This window comes from Pseudomonas sp. VMV1 (assembly GCF_056790235.1).
On sequence record NZ_JBXGSE010000002.1, the window covers coordinates 198228 to 214000 of the forward strand.

General features: G+C 67.7%; 10 protein-coding genes. 4 read left to right on the plus strand and 6 right to left on the minus strand.

Annotated features, from left to right (window positions below):
* Positions 1–62: 62 nt before the first annotated feature.
* Entirely contained in the window at positions 63–512 is a 450-nt protein-coding gene (gene mntR, locus ACUCV0_RS06420; protein ID WP_059315763.1) for a manganese-binding transcriptional regulator MntR, read from the minus strand.
* 217 nt (positions 513–729) lie between these two features.
* Between mntR and ACUCV0_RS06425 the strand changes: the two genes are divergently transcribed.
* Both ACUCV0_RS06425 and ACUCV0_RS06430 read left to right on the plus strand, forming a co-directional pair.
* Complete coding sequence (locus ACUCV0_RS06425) at positions 730–2076, plus strand: Nramp family divalent metal transporter (RefSeq protein WP_059315762.1); 1347 nt, start codon at positions 730–732, stop codon at positions 2074–2076.
* 125 nt (positions 2077–2201) lie between these two features.
* On the plus strand, positions 2202–3209 hold the full coding sequence (locus tag ACUCV0_RS06430) for a hypothetical protein (protein WP_271655633.1): 1008 nt from the start codon (positions 2202–2204) through the stop codon (positions 3207–3209).
* A 98-nt stretch (positions 3210–3307) separates the two neighbouring features.
* On the opposite strand, the gene ACUCV0_RS06435 is transcribed toward ACUCV0_RS06430, so the two are convergent.
* Positions 3308–3865, minus strand: a complete 558-nt coding sequence (locus ACUCV0_RS06435) for a TetR/AcrR family transcriptional regulator (RefSeq protein ID WP_059315760.1) — start codon at positions 3863–3865, stop codon at positions 3308–3310.
* A 95-nt stretch (positions 3866–3960) separates the two neighbouring features.
* Between ACUCV0_RS06435 and ACUCV0_RS06440 the strand changes: the two genes are divergently transcribed.
* On the plus strand, positions 3961–5142 hold the full coding sequence (locus ACUCV0_RS06440) for an MFS transporter (RefSeq protein ID WP_482212332.1): 1182 nt from the start codon (positions 3961–3963) through the stop codon (positions 5140–5142).
* Here ACUCV0_RS06440 and ACUCV0_RS06445 read toward each other — a convergent pair.
* Positions 5139–6074 (minus strand): DNA/RNA non-specific endonuclease, encoded by a 936-nt coding sequence (locus tag ACUCV0_RS06445; RefSeq protein WP_059315758.1) that lies wholly within the window; start codon positions 6072–6074, stop codon positions 5139–5141. The genes ACUCV0_RS06440 and ACUCV0_RS06445 overlap by 4 nt on opposite strands.
* Positions 6075–6230: 156 nt before the next feature.
* Between ACUCV0_RS06445 and ACUCV0_RS06450 the strand changes: the two genes are divergently transcribed.
* Positions 6231–7586 (plus strand): OprD family porin, encoded by a 1356-nt coding sequence (locus ACUCV0_RS06450; protein WP_482212333.1) that lies wholly within the window; start codon positions 6231–6233, stop codon positions 7584–7586.
* 743 nt (positions 7587–8329) lie between these two features.
* Here ACUCV0_RS06450 and proA read toward each other — a convergent pair.
* From proA to ACUCV0_RS06465, 3 genes are all read right to left on the minus strand, one after another.
* Complete coding sequence (gene proA, locus ACUCV0_RS06455; RefSeq protein WP_482212334.1) at positions 8330–13462, minus strand: anti-phage protein ProA; 5133 nt, start codon at positions 13460–13462, stop codon at positions 8330–8332.
* A 140-nt stretch (positions 13463–13602) separates the two neighbouring features.
* The gene (locus tag ACUCV0_RS06460; RefSeq protein WP_482212335.1) at positions 13603–14985 is read right to left on the minus strand and encodes a heavy metal sensor histidine kinase; all 1383 of its coding nucleotides are present in this window, start codon (positions 14983–14985) and stop codon (positions 13603–13605) included.
* A complete protein-coding gene (locus ACUCV0_RS06465; protein WP_059315754.1) occupies positions 14982–15653 on the minus strand; it encodes a heavy metal response regulator transcription factor in 672 nt (223 codons plus the stop codon). The genes ACUCV0_RS06460 and ACUCV0_RS06465 overlap by 4 nt, the downstream gene beginning before the upstream one ends.
* Positions 15654–15773 lie beyond the last annotated feature (120 nt).

The window sequence follows — 15773 nt, forward strand, 5'->3', positions numbered from 1 at the left end:
ACTTCGACGGTGCCTGGATTTTCTGAAGGGGAAGGCCGCGACTTTCGACTAAAGCCGTAGCCTCAGCCTTGGCGGCTGGCGATGAAGCGCCGGAAGACTTCCAGGGTGGCTTCGCTGACGTGGTGCTCCATGCCCTCGGCATCGCGGCGGGCAGTGTCGGCGTCTACCCCAAGGGTCAGCAGGAAGGTCTCGACCACATGGTGGCGCGCGCGGCTGGCTTCGGCCAGGGCTTCGCCCTCGGGCGTCAGGAAGACCCCGCGATAGGGGCGCTGCACGATCAAGCCGGCGGCGGCCAGGCGCTTGAGCATCTTGGCCACGGTGGGCTGGGCGACGCCGATGCGCGCGGCGATGTCCACCTGGCGCGCTTCACCTCCGTCCCGGATGAGATCGGAAATGAGCTCGACATAGTCTTCGATCAGCTCCTGACGATGCGCCTCGCGGACCTGTTGAAAACCTTCCATATGAATGGATGGATCGACCAACCGATTCAGCAGTTCGTCGTCCTTTGTCATGTTGCCCACCTGAATGACCTTCTCCGCAAGAGCCAAGGCGCTTCGGAGGGAAGCGCTCGGGCGCCATTTTGACCGAGTTGCCGGCGAATACCAAAGATTCCTTCGCCAGTGGGCGTTATCGACGGATGAGATAGAGATTTTTTATTGCTGGATGTGTGAATTTTAGCCTAGGCTAAATTCTCCAAAGGGTAGTCCTACCTTGCCGAACGAGTCAGCCATGAAAGAATCCGCCAGCTACGTCGAACCTGCCTGGCAGGAGCCTTCGTCGTCCGCCCGGCCCAGCCTGGGGCGGATGAATGCCAGTATTCCGGTGCCCGAAGGCGGCAGCTGGTTTCGCCGGCTGCTGGCCTTCGTCGGCCCGGGCTACATGGTCTCGGTGGGCTACATGGACCCGGGCAACTGGGCCACGGACCTCGCGGGTGGCTCGCAATTCGGCTACCTGCTGCTATCGGTGATCCTGCTGTCCAATCTGATGGCCATCCTGTTGCAGGCCCTGGCCGCGCGCCTGGGCATCGCCACCGGGCTGGATCTAGCCCAGGCCTGCCGCGCCCGTTATTCGCGTCCGGTCAGCCTGCTGCTGTGGCTCGCCTGCGAGATCGCGATCATCGCCTGCGACCTGGCCGAGGTGATAGGCACGGCCATCGCCCTCAATCTGCTGTTCGGCATTCCCCTGATGTGGGGCGCGATCCTCACGGCGCTCGACGTCTTTCTCATCCTGTTGTTGATGAACCGCGGCTTTCGCTGGCTCGAAGCCTTCGTCATCGCGCTGCTGACGTTGATCTTCGTCTGCTTCGGCGTGCAGATGGTGCTGGCCCAGCCGTCCCTGGCCGCGGTGTTCGACGGCTTTCTGCCCAAGGCGGAGATCGTCACCAACCCGGCCGCGCTGTACCTGGCCATTGGCATCATCGGTGCCACGGTGATGCCCCATAACCTCTATCTGCATTCGTCCATCGTCCAGACCCGCGCCTATCCGCGAACCGAGGAGGGGCGGCGCATGGGGCTGCGCTGGGCGGTGGCCGACAGCACCCTGGCGCTGATGCTGGCGCTGTTCGTCAACGCGGCCATCCTCATCACCGCCGCGGCCGTGTTCCACAGTGCCGGTCGTACCGACGTGGCCGAGATCCAGGACGCCTATCACCTGCTGTCGCCGATGCTGGGCGTGGGGATCGCCTCGCTGCTGTTCGCGGTCGCCCTGCTGGCGTCGGGCATCAACTCCACCGTAACCGCGACCCTGGCTGGCCAGATCGTCATGGAAGGCTTTCTTTCGCTGCGCATCCCCGACTGGGCGCGGCGTCTGATCACCCGCGGTATCGCCGTCATCCCGGTGGTGGTGGTGACCGGTCTCTATGGCGAGAGCGGCACGGCCAAGCTGCTGGTGCTGAGCCAGGTGGTGCTGTCCATGCAGCTGCCCTTCGCGGTGATCCCGCTGGTGCGCTTCGTCTCGGATCGCCAGCTGATGGGCTCCTTCGTGATCAAGCGCTTCACGGCGGTGCTGGCCTGGGCGGTGGCGGGGCTGATCGTGGTGCTCAACGTGAAGCTGCTGGCCGATATCCTGATGGGCTAGCAGACATCTGAGGTCAGACGACCTTTGGTGGCTCTGGAATGCTGGTTTGGGAACTTGTGAAAGCGCGAGGGTATCCATCCGTTACCACAATAACTTCTTCCCATGATCCTTCCGGAGCACCTGCCATGTCCTACGACGCCCACCAGACACCTGCCTACCCGGCCACCCGGGCCACCGCCCCCCTGCTCAAGCGCATTTCCTGGAGCTCGATCATCGCGGGCGTGGTCATCGCCCTGACCGTCTCCTTGCTGCTCAGCCTGTTGGGCACGGCCATCGGCACCGCCTCCATCGATCCGCAACAGGAAGCCAATCCGCTGGATGGCCTGGGCAAGGGCACCGGCATCTGGGTCGGTGTCAGCGCCGTGGTCTCGGTCTTCATCGGCGCCTGGATCGCCGGTCGCCTGGCGCAACGCGAAGGCGCGCTGCACGGCATCCTGGTCTGGGCCACCGTGACCCTGGTCAGCGTCTATCTGGTGTCCAGCGCCGTGAGTGGCGTGGTGCGCACCGGCGTCAACGTGGCGGGCAGTGGCCTGTCGATGATTGGCAGCGGCCTGTCCCAGGCGGCCCCGGCCCTGACCAACCAGGTTCAGGATCAGCTGCGTCAGCAGGGTATCCAACTCGACCTGGGTGATCTGCAGAACGAGCTGGAAACCGCGCTGCGTCAGACCGGCAAGCCCGCCCTGCAGCCGCAGAATCTCCAGCAGCAGGCCCAGGGTGCCAAGCAGGATGCCAAGAACACTGCCCAGAACAGCGCCAACAACCCGCAGCAGACCGATGACCAGCTCAATGCCTTGCTGGATCGTCTGCAGCAGCGTGGCGACCAGGCCTGGAACGCCGCCGATCGCCAGGCCCTGGTCAACCTGATCAAGGCCCGTACCGGCAAGAGCGACGCCGAGGCCAATGCCATCGTCGACAAGGCTCAGCAGACCTATCAGCAGGCCTATGCCAAGTATCAGGAGCTCAAGGCCGAGGCCGAGCAGAAGGCTCGCGAAGCCGCTGACGTGGCCGCACGCAAGGTTTCCCAGGCCAGCTGGGTGCTGCTGATCAGCCTGGTGGTGGGCGGTATCGTCGCGGCCATCGGTGGTGCCCTGGGTCGTCGTACCCAGCCCGTCAACAAGGTAGTCGCTGGCTAAACGCGACCGCTAGCGGACCCCTTCGGGTCCTGCCGTTGGACGAGATGCCCGGACCTGAAAAGGTTCGGGCATCGTCGTTTCCGGGCGGGCGGTTTTCGCTACCGGTCCGGCCGCAACACCCGGGCGAGCAGGTCGAGGCACAACGGCATGGCCGGACGCTCGGCACCAAACAGGGTGCGATAGATCAGCGGGGCGACCAGGCCGTCGAGCAGGGCGTCCAGACCTGGCGCCGGCTCGCCGCGTAACCGGGCGCGTTCGAGTATCAGCTCCAGGCGTTCCCGGGTCGGTTCGGTGCAGCGCACCGCGCAGCCCGGATCGGTGGCGGCCAGGGCATCCCTGAGCATGGCCTGGCCAGGCGTCGAGGCGAGGTCGTCCACATAGTGTTCCAGCCAGCGTTCGAGGTCGCCTCTCAGGCTGCCGGTGTCCTCCGGCGGCTGGTCGGGGCGCAGGCGCTGCAGGTCGACATCGGCCAAGAGGCTAGGCAGGTTGCCCCAGCGTCGATAGAGCGTGGAAGGGGTAACGCCGGCGCGGGCGGCGATCAGGGGCACCGTCAGGGCGTCTCGTGGCTGCTCTCGCAACAGCGCCAGGACGGCCTCGTGAATGGCTTGCTGGACGCGGGCACTGCGGCCGCCGGGACGAGCTTGCTTGGTGGTCATGGCGACAGGATACCCGTCCCTTAACGCAAACGCATTGCTTTTGGTACGCAAAGGGCTCAGGCTTTAAAGCAATTAATTAGCGTTAAGGGATAGGCATGGTCTCCGCGAATGGCTCTTCCACCGCCCGCCTGATCCTGCTGGGCGGGGTGCTCTTTACCTTCCTGGCGGCTTCCAGTGCGCCAACGCCGCTCTATGCCAGCTACCAGCAGGCCTGGGGCTTCTCCACCTTCTGGCTGACCTGGGTATTCGCCGTCTATGCCTTCACCCTGCTCGCCGCCTTGCTGGTGGGTGGGCGGCTGTCCGATCACCTGGGTCGACGCCCGGTGATCCTAGCGGCGCTGGTACTGGAGATGGGCGCCATGCTGCTGTTCCATCAGGTACAGGGCCTGGCGGATCTGGTGCTCGCCCGCGCCCTGCAGGGGCTGGCGACCGGTATCGCCACCAGCGCCCTGGGCGCGGCATTGCTCGACGTGGATGCCGGACGCGGCCCCTGGCTGAACAGCCTGGCGCCCCTGCTGGGCATGGCCGGCGGCGCCCTGGGGTGCGGCCTGCTGGTGGAGTTCGCGCCCGCTCCGCTGCAGCTGGTCTATCGGCTGTTCCTGGCGCTCTTCCTGGTGCAGGGCCTGTTGCTGTTGCGCCTGCCCGATCCCCTGGCGCGCCGGCCCGGGCTGCTCGCCGCGCTCCGGCCTCAGCTGGCGATACCGCCCCAGGCGCGTGCCATGCTGTGGCGGATCTTGCCGCTGGAGTTGGCGGTCTGGGCGGTGGGCGGTTTCTATCTCTCGCTGATGCCGGGGCTGATCAAGACGGCCACCGGCACCTCCTCGATCCTGGTGGGCGGGGTAGTGGTGGCCGGCCTGACCCTGACCGGCGCCGCCAGCCTGCATGGCCTGCGCCACTGGCCCGCCGCGCGGCTGCTGCGCCTGGGCGCGGGCACCCTGGTGGCCGGTCCGGCGCTGCTCTGGCTGGCGGTGGCCAGCGGTCAGCTGGGGCTCTTCGCCCTGGGTACCCTGGTAACTGGAGCGGGCTTCGGCAGCGGCTTTCTCGGCGCCACCCGCAGTCTGCTGCCCCTGGCCGAGCCGGCCCAGCGAGCCGGCCTGCTGGCGGCCTTCTATGTCTTGAGCTACCTGGCCTTCTGCCTGCCGGCCCTGGCGGTCAGCACCCTGGTGCCCTGGCTGGGCCTCAGCGGGTCCGCTCAGCTCTACCTGGCGGGGCTGATCCTGCTGGCGTTGCTGGGGGTGCGCAACAGCCTGTCGCGCGCCTGCGTCCAGCCAGGCTAGAGCCGGATGTCGGCCGGGCCCTGGATGGCCCGTTCGACGGGCCTGCCGGTGGCGCGCTCTTCGTTGGAAAAGCCGTCATGGTCGGCCAGGGGACCGAAGTCGATGCCGGTCAGCTGCTCGATGCGCAAGACGCTGCACTGGTAGGTGCGCAGGCGGCCAAAGGCGATGGATAGCGCGTCCAGCTCCCGGCGCTGGTCGATGAGGTAGGCACTGGCGGAGGGCTTGCCGTCGTCACCGAGATAGGCCACCACCTTCCAGAAGGCCTCGGGAATCCGGGCGTCGCGATAAACCCGGTCGTCCGGGCGCAGCACCGGGCCGCTGAAGATGGTGATGCGTGCCTGCCAGCGCTGGGTGTTGTCGAGCAGATAGTCTTCCAGCTCCAGCCAGGTCTGTTGGTTGAAGGCGGCCATCTGCGGGGCGCAGTTGGTGAAGTGGAAGGTGTCTTGGTTGGCCTGGATGGCCGCAGGGCCCCAGTTGGGATCCTGGCGGCGCACCAGATGACCCCGGTCGAGCAGGTTGTCGGCATAGAGCGCCTCGCCGAGCTGGGCCTCCAGCGGCACCCGACCGTCATAGGCCCAGGCATCGCGGCCGCGCTTGACCTCCACCTGCTGACCGCCATCGATATTGACGCCGACCCAGAGCGCCATTCGCCGGCTGCGCGAGAGGGTCACGGAAAAGTGGGTGTAGTCCAGACGGTCAGCGGAGGCGGGCAGGGGATAGACATCGCTGGCCAGGGCCGCGCCCGGGTGCGGCCAGGGGACCAGGAAGCCGCCGAGAAAATCGGCCTGGTAGCCCATGCGATCCGTCAGGCTGACGGCGGGCGTGATGCGGGGTTCGGCACGCAGGCCGGGCAGGGGCTCCGGCAGCAAGGGACGCAGATCGGCGAGACGAGGACGATAGGCGAGATCGACGGCAGGGGACTGGCTGGACATGGGAAACCACGGGCGGCGAGGGGCGAACCACCAGCGCAGCACGGTCAGGTTACCGGACGATGACGGCGGTCAGCGAAGTGGTATGCACAGGCGCTAGCTGGCAAACTCGTTCGCGACCTAACGATTCCCCTTTAAGATCTTGTGAGTGAACCGCCCATGACGCTATCGCTGTTTTTCCCCTTTGCCCGTCAGAGCGTCTGGCTGCTCGGCGTGCCCGGTCTGCTCCTCACCGGTGCCGCCCTGGCCAGTCAGCAGTCCGATGCCAAGGGCTTCGTCGAAGACGGTGACCTGACCCTGCTCTTGCGCAACTACTACTACCTGCGCCAGAACGAGGGTGACGGCCATGGCGCCGAGGCCCGCAACAGCCGCGACCCGCGCAGCTGGACCCAGGCGTTCCTGCTCAACTACACCTCGGGCTTCACCCAGGGCACCGTGGGGGTCGGGGTGGACGCCTATGGCTACCTGGGCCTCAAGCTGGATGGCGGCGACGGCCATGCCAACACCCCGAACATGCCGGTGGACGGCGACGGCAGCCAGCGCAGCGAATTCAGCAAGGGCGGCGCGGCGGTCAAGCTGCGCGTTTCCAACACCGTGCTCAAGTACGGCGACCAGCAACCCACGGCGCCGGTACTGGCGGCGGGTGGCAACTGGCTGTTTCCCCAGACCGCACGCGGTTGGAGCCTGGTGAGCCAGGAGGTCGATCACCTGGTGCTGGAAGGCGGCCACTTCACCGCCGCCACGGCGCCGCGCACCACCGGCTCGGACGGCGGCATCTTCGCCGGTTACGCGGGGGTCGAGGCAGCCTCGGCCAGCTATGCCGGGGGCGTCTACAAGTTCAGCGATCATTTCAGCGCCTCGCTCTACGCCGGGCACTTCGAGGACGTCTGGGACCAGTACTACGGCAACCTCAACTATGTACTGCCGCTGGCCGCCGGGCGGAGTCTGACCCTCGACGCCAACCTCTATCGCACCCTGGACGCTGGCAGCGCCAAGGCCGGCAGCATCGCCAACACCGCCGGCTCGCTGGCTGCCGCCTTCCAGACCGGCGCCCATACCTTCACCCTGATCCACCAGCGCATCCACGGTGACCAACCCTTCGACTACGCAGTCTTCGGGGCGCCGCTGCCGGGTTCCTTCGGTGATTCCATCCTGCTCGGCAACTCGATGCAGTTCTCCGACTTCAATGGTCCGGGCGAGCGCAGCTGGCAGGTACGCTACGACCTGGACATGGAGAGCTACGGCGTACCGGGGCTGAACCTGATGGTGCGGCATACCCGCGGCAGTGGCATCGACGGCACCCGGATGGCGGCGGACTCGGCCTATGCCGGGCTCTATGGCGATGGCGACAAGGAGCACGAGACGGATCTGGAGGCCAAGTACGTCCTGCAGGACGGCCCGGCCAAGGACCTGAGCTTCCGCCTGCGCCAGGCCTGGCATTCCGGCAGTCAGAGCACCGGCGGCACCGTGGCCGAGACGCGGCTGATCACCGAGTATCCGCTGAATATTCTCTGATACCGCTGAGTGGTGGGCAAACCGCCGTAGGTTGGCGTTGAGCGCAGCGAAGCCCAACGGTGCCGAGGTCACGCTCGGCTTGTTGGGCTTCGGCGATGGAGCTGCCTCAGCCCAACCTACGGCACCAGGCAAACCGCCGTAGGTTGGCGCTGAGCGCAGCGAAGCCCAACGGTGCCGAGGTCGAGCTCGGTTTGTTGGACTTCGGCGATGGAGCTGCCTCAGGCCAACCTACGCAGCAGGGATGCCGCCTGGGGTGGATAACGGCGGCGCCTTGTTCGCGTCCAGGTGCAGGGGGGAACAGTGGAAAACGCGGTGCGGTTTTCCACGCTACGGACGCCCTGGCAGCGCGATACCAGGGGACAAGCCGCCATCCGCCCCCTCTCCCTCGGGGAGAGGGGTGGGGTGAGGGTCGCCCCCATCAACGGCGCCAGGGTATAGCGCGGAACATTGGACTTCGGCCATGGAGCCATCTCAACCCAGCTAAGCTCAACACTCCCACAACCTCAACCAATTGCCACCTTTGGCCATCGGCAGCCCTCACCCTGGCCCTCTCCCAGAGGGAGAGGGGGTGACTCGGTGTGAGCAGGTGTCTCGTAGGTTGGCGCTGAGCGCAGCGAAGCCCAACGGTGCCAAGGTCATGCCCGGATTGTTGGGCTTCGGCGATGGAGCTGCCTCAGCCCAACCTACGGCATGAGGTAAACCGCCGTAGGTTGGCGCTGAGCGCAGCGAAGCCCAACAGCCCCTCAAGCCTTCGCCCGCGACTCCTCCAGCAGCCGCTCGATCTCGCCATGCAGGCGCTCGGTGGCACCGGCGCGGTCGATCCACCATTCGGTGGACCAGACGCGCAACAGCGTCCAGCCCAGGCCTTCGAGGATGGCGCTGCGGGTCTTGTCGCGGTCGCGGGCGGTGGCGGCACTGTGATAGGTGGCGCCGTCGCATTCGATGCCGACGAGATAGTCGCCCGGCCGGTCGGGATGGACGATGCCCAGGTCGATACGGAAGCGCGAGACGCCGATCTGTGGCACCACCTGCCAGCCCTTGGCTTCCAGCGCCTGGGCCACGGCTTCTTCGAAGGGCGAGTCGTGCCCGCCCAGGGAACCCTTGACCGCAGCCGCCAGGGCCTGGGGCCCCCGCTGCGCGAATTCCAGGAACAGCTTGAGATCCCGTACCGCGCGGGCGTTGGTGCGGTTGAGGTCGATCAGCCCCGGATCGAAGGAGGAGAACACCAGCATCTCCCGTCGCGCCCGGGTCACGGCCACGTTGAGGCGACGCCAGCCGCCGTCCTTGTTCAGCGGACCGAAGTTCATCGACATCGTATTGGCGCCCGGCTCGGTGGGACCGAAACCGATGCCGAGCATGATCAGATCGCGCTCGTCGCCCTGGACCGTTTCCAGGTTCTTGACCACCACCGGCTCGGCCAGGTCTTCGGCGAAGTGCGCCTCGATCTCCGGGTGCTGCTGGCGCGCGCGGTCGAGCAGGTCGGTGACCAGCCGCTGCTGTTCGCTGTTGAGGGTGATGATGCCCAGGCTGAGGCCGGCAAAGGCCGGATCGAGCAGGCGCTTGACCGCTTCGGCGACCATGGCCTGGGCCTCGATGGCATTGTGGCGGCCCTTGCCCTTGGCGTAGACGCCGTTGACCCGTCGCCATTCCACCGCGCTCGGACGGATCTCCGGCGCGGGAAAGGTGATGAGCTTGCCGTCGTAGTAGTGATGGTTGGAAAAGGCGATCAGGCTCTCGTGGCGACTGCGGTAGTGCCAGTTGAGACTGTGGCTGTAGATGCCGGCGCCCAGGCATTCGTCGAGGATGCTTTCCAGGTCTTCGGCGGTGTCGTCCTCGCCGGCGGCGCGGTCGAAGAAGCGGGTCGGTGGCATCTGCCGGGGGTCGCCGGCGATCACCACCTGCACGCCCCGGGCGATGGCGCCCACGGCGTCCCAGGGAGCGATCTGCGAGGCTTCGTCGAAGATCACCAGGTCGAACAGGCCGCCATCCGGAGGCAGGTACTGGGCGATGGACAGCGGGCTCATGAGCATGCAAGGCGCCAGTCGCGCCAGGGCGTCGCCCATTTCCAGGGCCAGCTGGCGCAGCGGCTTGTGCCGGCGCTGCTTCTGCAACTCGTGTTTGAGCACGGCGAAGCCGCCGCCCTGGCGCGCCGCGTCGTTCTTCGGCGGCAGCCCATGGCAGAGCAGGGCGCGGATATGGCGCACGGCCAGATTCTGCAGCCGGTCGTCCAACCGGCGATAGGCCTGGATGTCGCTCTCGTGCTCGGCCGGGACGAAATCGCGCAGCAGCGGCTCGGCGTCCAGGGCGGTGGCGGCGAACCAGCGGGCATAGGCAGTCTCGAACAGGGCCGGAAGGTCGTCGGCCGCGGCGGTCGTGGCACGGGCGATCAGCGCCGTCAGGCCCAGCGCCTCGGCTTCCTCGCGAACGCGTTGCCAATCGCACCAGGCCTTGAGCCGGCCCGGCTGACGCAGCAGCGCGGCGGCGGTGCGCACCAGCTCGGCGGCGGCGGTATCACCGGCCAGTCCCGCCTGCGCGGCGAATGCCTGGCGAGCGGCTTCGGCCGCATCCAGGGCCTCGGCGAAGGCATTGCTGGCCGGGGCCAGGGTGGTGTCCTCCGGCTGATCCTCGGGATGCTGCAACCGGCGCGCTGCCGCCTGGCGCAGGGCCAGCAACTGTTCGGGCGTTTCCGCCAGGGTTGGCAGCGCGGTGCCGAGCCGCTCGGCCAGGGCGCGACGGGCGAGCAGGGCGTCGAGGTCGCTGGTGACGCCTTGCCAGCCGCTGATGCTGCCAAGGGTGGGCGCCAGGTCGTCCAGCTCGGTAAGCAGGGTACGCTGGCGGCGCAGCCGCGGCAGGTCGGCAGCTACATCGGGTTGGCCCTGGGTTTCGCCCTGGCGGGCGAGGTCCTGGGTGACCTGCCGCTGGGCGCGGCTGGCGAAGATCCAGAAGCGGCGGCCGGCGGCGTCCCAGGCGGTTTCCAGCTGGGTCAGGGCGACGCGGCGACAGGCTTCGGCGGCATAGGGTACCGACAGCTCGCGCTCCAGTGCCTGGTAGTCCGCCAGCAATTCCAGGGCGCGTCCCAGGTGACGCTGGCGCTCGGCGGCGCCAGGGCCGAAGGCGAAGGCGAGGTCCTGGCCGGCGGCGCTTTGCAGCAGTTCGGCGAACTCCAGCAGGCGGCGAGGCGCCACCTGGTCGGCCAGCGGCAGGCCGAGGAGGTCACGCAGGCGTTGCCGCGCCTGCTGGAGGTCGTGTTGGGTGTCGCGCAGGCGTTCGGCAGCGGTGACCAGGGCGTCCTGCCAGGCGTTGGACCAGGGATGCGCCGGCAAGAGGGCGAAATCCGCCGCCAGGCTGCGCCCGGTCTCGGCATGCAGGGCCAGGCGGCGTACCGCGGTGCGTAGTTCGGCCAGGGCCTCGGCGTCGTGGGCATCGGCCTGGGACCATGCCAGGCGTGAGGTATCGGGGGCAGCGTCGCGCAGGACGCGGCCAATGCTCTGCTGCAGGGTCAGGCCATTGGGCCAGCGGCGGTGCAGGCGCTCCACCACTGCGTTGAGACGATCCCGCAGGCGCTCCACCTCGGCGGCCTCGACCAGCCATTCCTCTTCATCGAGGCCGTCGCGGGTGTCCCAGGCGCGCTCCAGCTGCTTGAGCACCTCGGCCTTGGAGGCCTTGCTCGAATGCAGTTCCAGGCAGAATTCGCCGAGCCCCTGGGCCTCCAGGCGGCGATACACTACGTCGAGGGCCGCACGCTTCTCGGCGACGAACAGTACCCGCCGCCCAAGCGCCAGGTTGTGGGCGATCATGTTGGCGATGGTCTGGGACTTGCCGGTGCCGGGCGGGCCGTCGAGGACGAAATCCTGGCCGCTGGCCGAGGCCAGTACCGCCGCCAGTTGCGAAGAATCCGCCGGCAACGGGGTGAAAAGTTCGGCCGGGGTCACCTGGCGATCCAGCTCGCGCTCGCGAGGAAAGCTGCCGCCGCTGAGGTAGGCGCCGGATTCGGTGGTGCGCTCCAAAAGGTGCCGCACTAGCGGGCTTTCCATCAGCTGGTCGCTGCGCTCGGTGAGGTCCTTCCACATCAGGTACTTGGCGAAGGAGAACTGACCGAGCAGCAGCTCGCTGCTCACCTCGAAGCCGGGCAGGTCGCGCACCGCGCGGCGGACCTTGGTCCAGATCCCGTCCACATCGATGCCGTTGCCATCCCCGGGCAGGGGGCCATCGAGCCCGGGAATGTCCAGGTCGAAATCGTGGCGCAGCAGTTCCAGCAGGGTGAGGTTGAAGCGTGGTTCGTCCTCGAACAGGTGCAGGGTGATGCCGCTGGCAGCGCTCTGCCGTTCCAGGCGCACCGGCAGCAGGATCAGCGGGGCACGGTAATGCTTGGGATCGTCGGCGGCCTTTTTCCAGCGCAGGAAACCCAGCGCCAGATAGAGGGTATTGGCACCGCCCTCGTCGAGATCGCTGCGGGCACGCCGATAGAGCTCCACCAAGGCCGCGTCCAGCTTGGTCGCATCCAGGGGAGCGACCACCTCGCCGCGGGCCAGGGCACCGCGGGCGTACTCGTCTTGCAGGTTCTCGTGTTCACGCGCCTCGTGCAGCACCGCGTCGCGACCGCTTACCGCCAGGTCCGGCAACGGCACCAGGCGCAGCGCCCGGCCCTCGGCCAGGCGATCTTCCAGCGCCGCCGGCTCGGGGCAGAGCAGGGGCACGCTGCGGGCGTTTTCCGGCACGTGCAGCAGGCGGTTGCGGGTGGTGAGGTCGAGCAGCTTGCGCTGCCAGAGCGCCAGACGACCGACCGGGGTGGTGGGCGCGGCCTCGACGTCCACGTCGAAGGCTGGCAGCGGTGGGGCCTCTTCCAGGGCTTCGCCCGGCAGCAGCAGGCCGTCCAAGGGGGTGGGGAGCTGTCCGGGCACCGCCAGTGGGCGGATGCGTTGCAGGCGGGCGCGACGGATGTCCAGGGCCAGCACGAAACTGTCGTCGTCCAGCTGGCGCTCGGCCAGTTGCACCGCCTGGCTGAAGGACGGCGGCGGGGAGGCGGTGGCCTGGGTGGTCTCGAATACCAGCAGGTCCTTGAGCGCCACCCGCTTGCGCACCGGCTCGGCGTCGTCGGTGAGCAGCTGGGCGAATTCCTGGGGCTGCAGCCAGACCCCGGCGAAGGCATGGCCGTGGGTGATCACCAGCAGCGGGTTGAGACCGGCCTGTTCCAGGGCCGCGCAGGCGAGCAAGGCGAGATCCAGGCAGGTGGCCAGGCCACCGTCGAGGATGGCGCCCGGCGTGCGAATCTTCTGGCCCTGGCGCTCGAAGCTGGCCGGCGGCACTGCGTAGGTCAGCTGCAAGCCGCACAGGGCCGACCAGAGTGCCGAACTGAGCTCCCAGACCCGGCGGCGCGACTCCCCCTCGTAACCATCCAGCGCCGTGGACTTGCCGGCGCGACGCAGGACCTCGGCGGCAGCGCCCAGCAGGCGATCCACCGCCGGATCGTTGGGCATGACGAAGGCCGCCGCCAGTTCCGGCATGCTGTCCACGCCGCCCCACTGGTTACGGGCCAGCAGCTCGACCGGATAGCGCCGCGTCTGCAGGATCTCGTCACCTTGGCGCACCGTGAAGGTCAGCTGGGCGACCAGGCTTTCCTGGAGGCTGCCGAGCAGAGCGGCGTCGAATTCGAGGTCGCGATCATCGAGATAGAGGGTGCCCTGGGGATCGAGGCGCTCCAGGTGCCAGGTGCGCGGCACCACGAAAGCCGGCTCGGCGGTCACCGTGAGGCTGAGGTCGGCCAGGGGTTCGGGGCCGCTGTGGGTGAGGCGCAATTCACGCAGCACGGGCACCGCGTTCTGGTGCGCCGCGAAGCCGATCTTGCCGGCCAGCACCAGTTCGACATCCACGCTCATCGCCTACCACCCTTGCTTATTGCCTAAGGTAGATGAATGTACAGTAGTGGGCGGGTCGATGCAGCCCATAGCCGTCCTGGGCAAGCGGAAAAAGTCCTTTGGTGACGGGCGGTTGCGTGGTTTGAGCGGCAGGTCGCGGTTCAGGCGGCCGGGGTCGGGAAGACCAGGCTGAAATGGATGCCCCGTGCATCCTGCTCGACCTCGGCGCGCCCACCATGCAGACGCATGATCGCGGCGACGATGGCCAGGCCCAGGCCGTTGGAATCATGGGGCTGATGGCGGGACGGGTCGGCGCGGTAGAAGCGATCGAACAACCGTTGCAGGTGTTCCGGCGCCAGGGCAGGCCCCGCATTGCTGACGCGGATGCGCCCGCCGTCCGCCTGCAGCTGGATCTCGCCATCTGGCTCGGCGTAGCGGATGGCATTGGCCACCAGGTTGCTCAGGGCGCGGCGGAGCATGAGCGGATCGGCGATCACCTCACCGCCGCCTGCCACGACGAGGCGCAGGCTGCGCTCGTCGGCCGGGCCTTCGAAATAATCGGCGATGCGCGTCAGCTCCTCGGCCAGCTGCAGCGGTTGCGGCGTCAGTACCGCCTGGGCGTCATCGGCGCGGGCGAGGAAGAGGATGCTTTCCACCAGCCGCGAGATGCGCTCCAGCTCCTCCAGGTTGGAGGCCAGCAGCGTCTGGTATTCCTCGGTGCCACGCACCTGGCGCAGGGCGACCTCGGTATGGCCCATGAGGGCATTGATCGGGGTGCGGATCTCGTGGGCGAGGTCAGCGGAAAACTGCACCAGCCGACCATAGCCGTCGGCCAGCCGCGCCAGCATGGCGTTGTAGTTTTCCACCAGCGGTTGCAGCTCGCGTGGAGCATCGGCCAGTTCCAGGGGGGCGGCCAACCGGGTTGGAGTGATGCCACCGGCATGGCGGGCGATGCGCCGCAAGGGGGCCAGGCCCCGGCGCAGCAGCAGATAGCCGAGCCCGGCGGTAGCCAGGAAGGCCAGGGTCACGGCGCCGAGCAGCCCCAGACGGAAATCGGCCAGGGTGGTGTCCTCGTTGCGCAGCACATGGGCGGCGGTCAGTTCCACCGGTCCCTCGGGGGTATTCACCGCGACCCGGGCCGCACGCCAGCGAGTACCGTCGGCCAGCCGCCCTTCGCGCAGGTCGGCCCGGGTCGGCCGCCGGGTCTGGGGGATGACGATCAGGTCGGGAAGGGCGATCTGCAGCGGGTTGGAGGCGATCACCGGCTTGGCGCCCGGCGTGCCGATGAGAAAGACGTCCTGCTCGTTGCCCAGCATATTGGCGAACAGCTGCGGACTGCGGCCCAGGGTCTCCAGGGACAGGTCGGCACTGAGCAGGCTGCGAAAGTGCGCCAGGCGACCGAGCAGGGCGTAGTCGGCGCGCTCCAGCACGGTACGTTCCAGGCTGTGGTAGAGAAAGGCGCCCGCGCCGCCCACGGCGAGCAACGCCACCAGGGCGAAGCCCAGGGTGGCGCGCAGGATCAGCGAGGGTGACCGCGCGCTCAAGGCCGTACCTCGCAGACGTAGCCGATGCCGCGCACGGTATGGATCAGCTTGACCGGGTAGGGGTTGTCGACCTTGGCGCGCAACCGCTTGATGGCTACGTCCACCACGTTGGTGTCGCTGTCGAAGTTCATGTCCCAGACCTCGGCGGCGATCAGGGTGCGCGACAACACCTCGCCCTCGCGCCGCAGCAGCAAATGCAGCAGGGCGAACTCCTTGTTGGTCAGGACGATGAGATCGTCGCCACGGGTCACCCGCCGCCGCAGCAGATCCAGCTGCAGATCGGCCAGGTGGAAGTGCTCGGGCTCGCGCACCACGCCGCGGCGCAGCAGGGTGCGGATGCGCAGCAGTAGCTCGACGAAGGAGAAAGGCTTGACCAGGTAGTCGTCGGCGCCCAGCTCCAGGCCGCGGATGCGATCCTGCAGGCCGTCGCGGGCGGTAAGGAAAAGCACCGGCACGTCGTGCTTCTTGCGCAGGACTTCCATGATCTGCCAACCGTCAATGCCGGGCAGCATGACGTCGAGGATGACCAGGTCGTAGCGGCCGTCCAGCGCCAGGTGCAGGCCATCGGCGCCGTGCTGGGTCCAGTCGACCGCGTAGCCGGATTCACCAAGGCCCTTCTTCAGGTACTCGCCGGTCTTCTGGTCGTCTTCGATGAGGAGAATGTGCATGGCGTAATGGTAGGGCCTCCGGTCGCTTCGCTGGGTGACATTTTTGTCATTCGCCGGTCATCTTGCTGACCCCCCACGCGTCGCACTGTGGCGGGGCGATTCCCTATCCCAGGAGGTTTC

Bases quoted from the DNA above. Each gene is read 5' to 3' on its own strand.
- mntR (WP_059315763.1), bottom strand. From the start codon at position 512: ATGACAAAGGACGACGAACTGCTGAATCGGTTGGTCGATCCATCCATT.
- ACUCV0_RS06425 (WP_059315762.1), top strand. From the start codon at position 730: ATGAAAGAATCCGCCAGCTACGTCGAACCTGCCTGGCAGGAGCCTTCG.
- ACUCV0_RS06430 (WP_271655633.1), top strand. From the start codon at position 2,202: ATGTCCTACGACGCCCACCAGACACCTGCCTACCCGGCCACCCGGGCC.
- ACUCV0_RS06435 (WP_059315760.1), bottom strand. From the start codon at position 3,865: ATGACCACCAAGCAAGCTCGTCCCGGCGGCCGCAGTGCCCGCGTCCAG.
- ACUCV0_RS06440 (WP_482212332.1), top strand. From the start codon at position 3,961: ATGGTCTCCGCGAATGGCTCTTCCACCGCCCGCCTGATCCTGCTGGGC.
- ACUCV0_RS06445 (WP_059315758.1), bottom strand. From the start codon at position 6,074: ATGTCCAGCCAGTCCCCTGCCGTCGATCTCGCCTATCGTCCTCGTCTC.
- ACUCV0_RS06450 (WP_482212333.1), top strand. From the start codon at position 6,231: ATGACGCTATCGCTGTTTTTCCCCTTTGCCCGTCAGAGCGTCTGGCTG.
- proA (WP_482212334.1), bottom strand. From the start codon at position 13,462: ATGAGCGTGGATGTCGAACTGGTGCTGGCCGGCAAGATCGGCTTCGCG.
- ACUCV0_RS06465 (WP_059315754.1), bottom strand. From the start codon at position 15,653: ATGCACATTCTCCTCATCGAAGACGACCAGAAGACCGGCGAGTACCTG.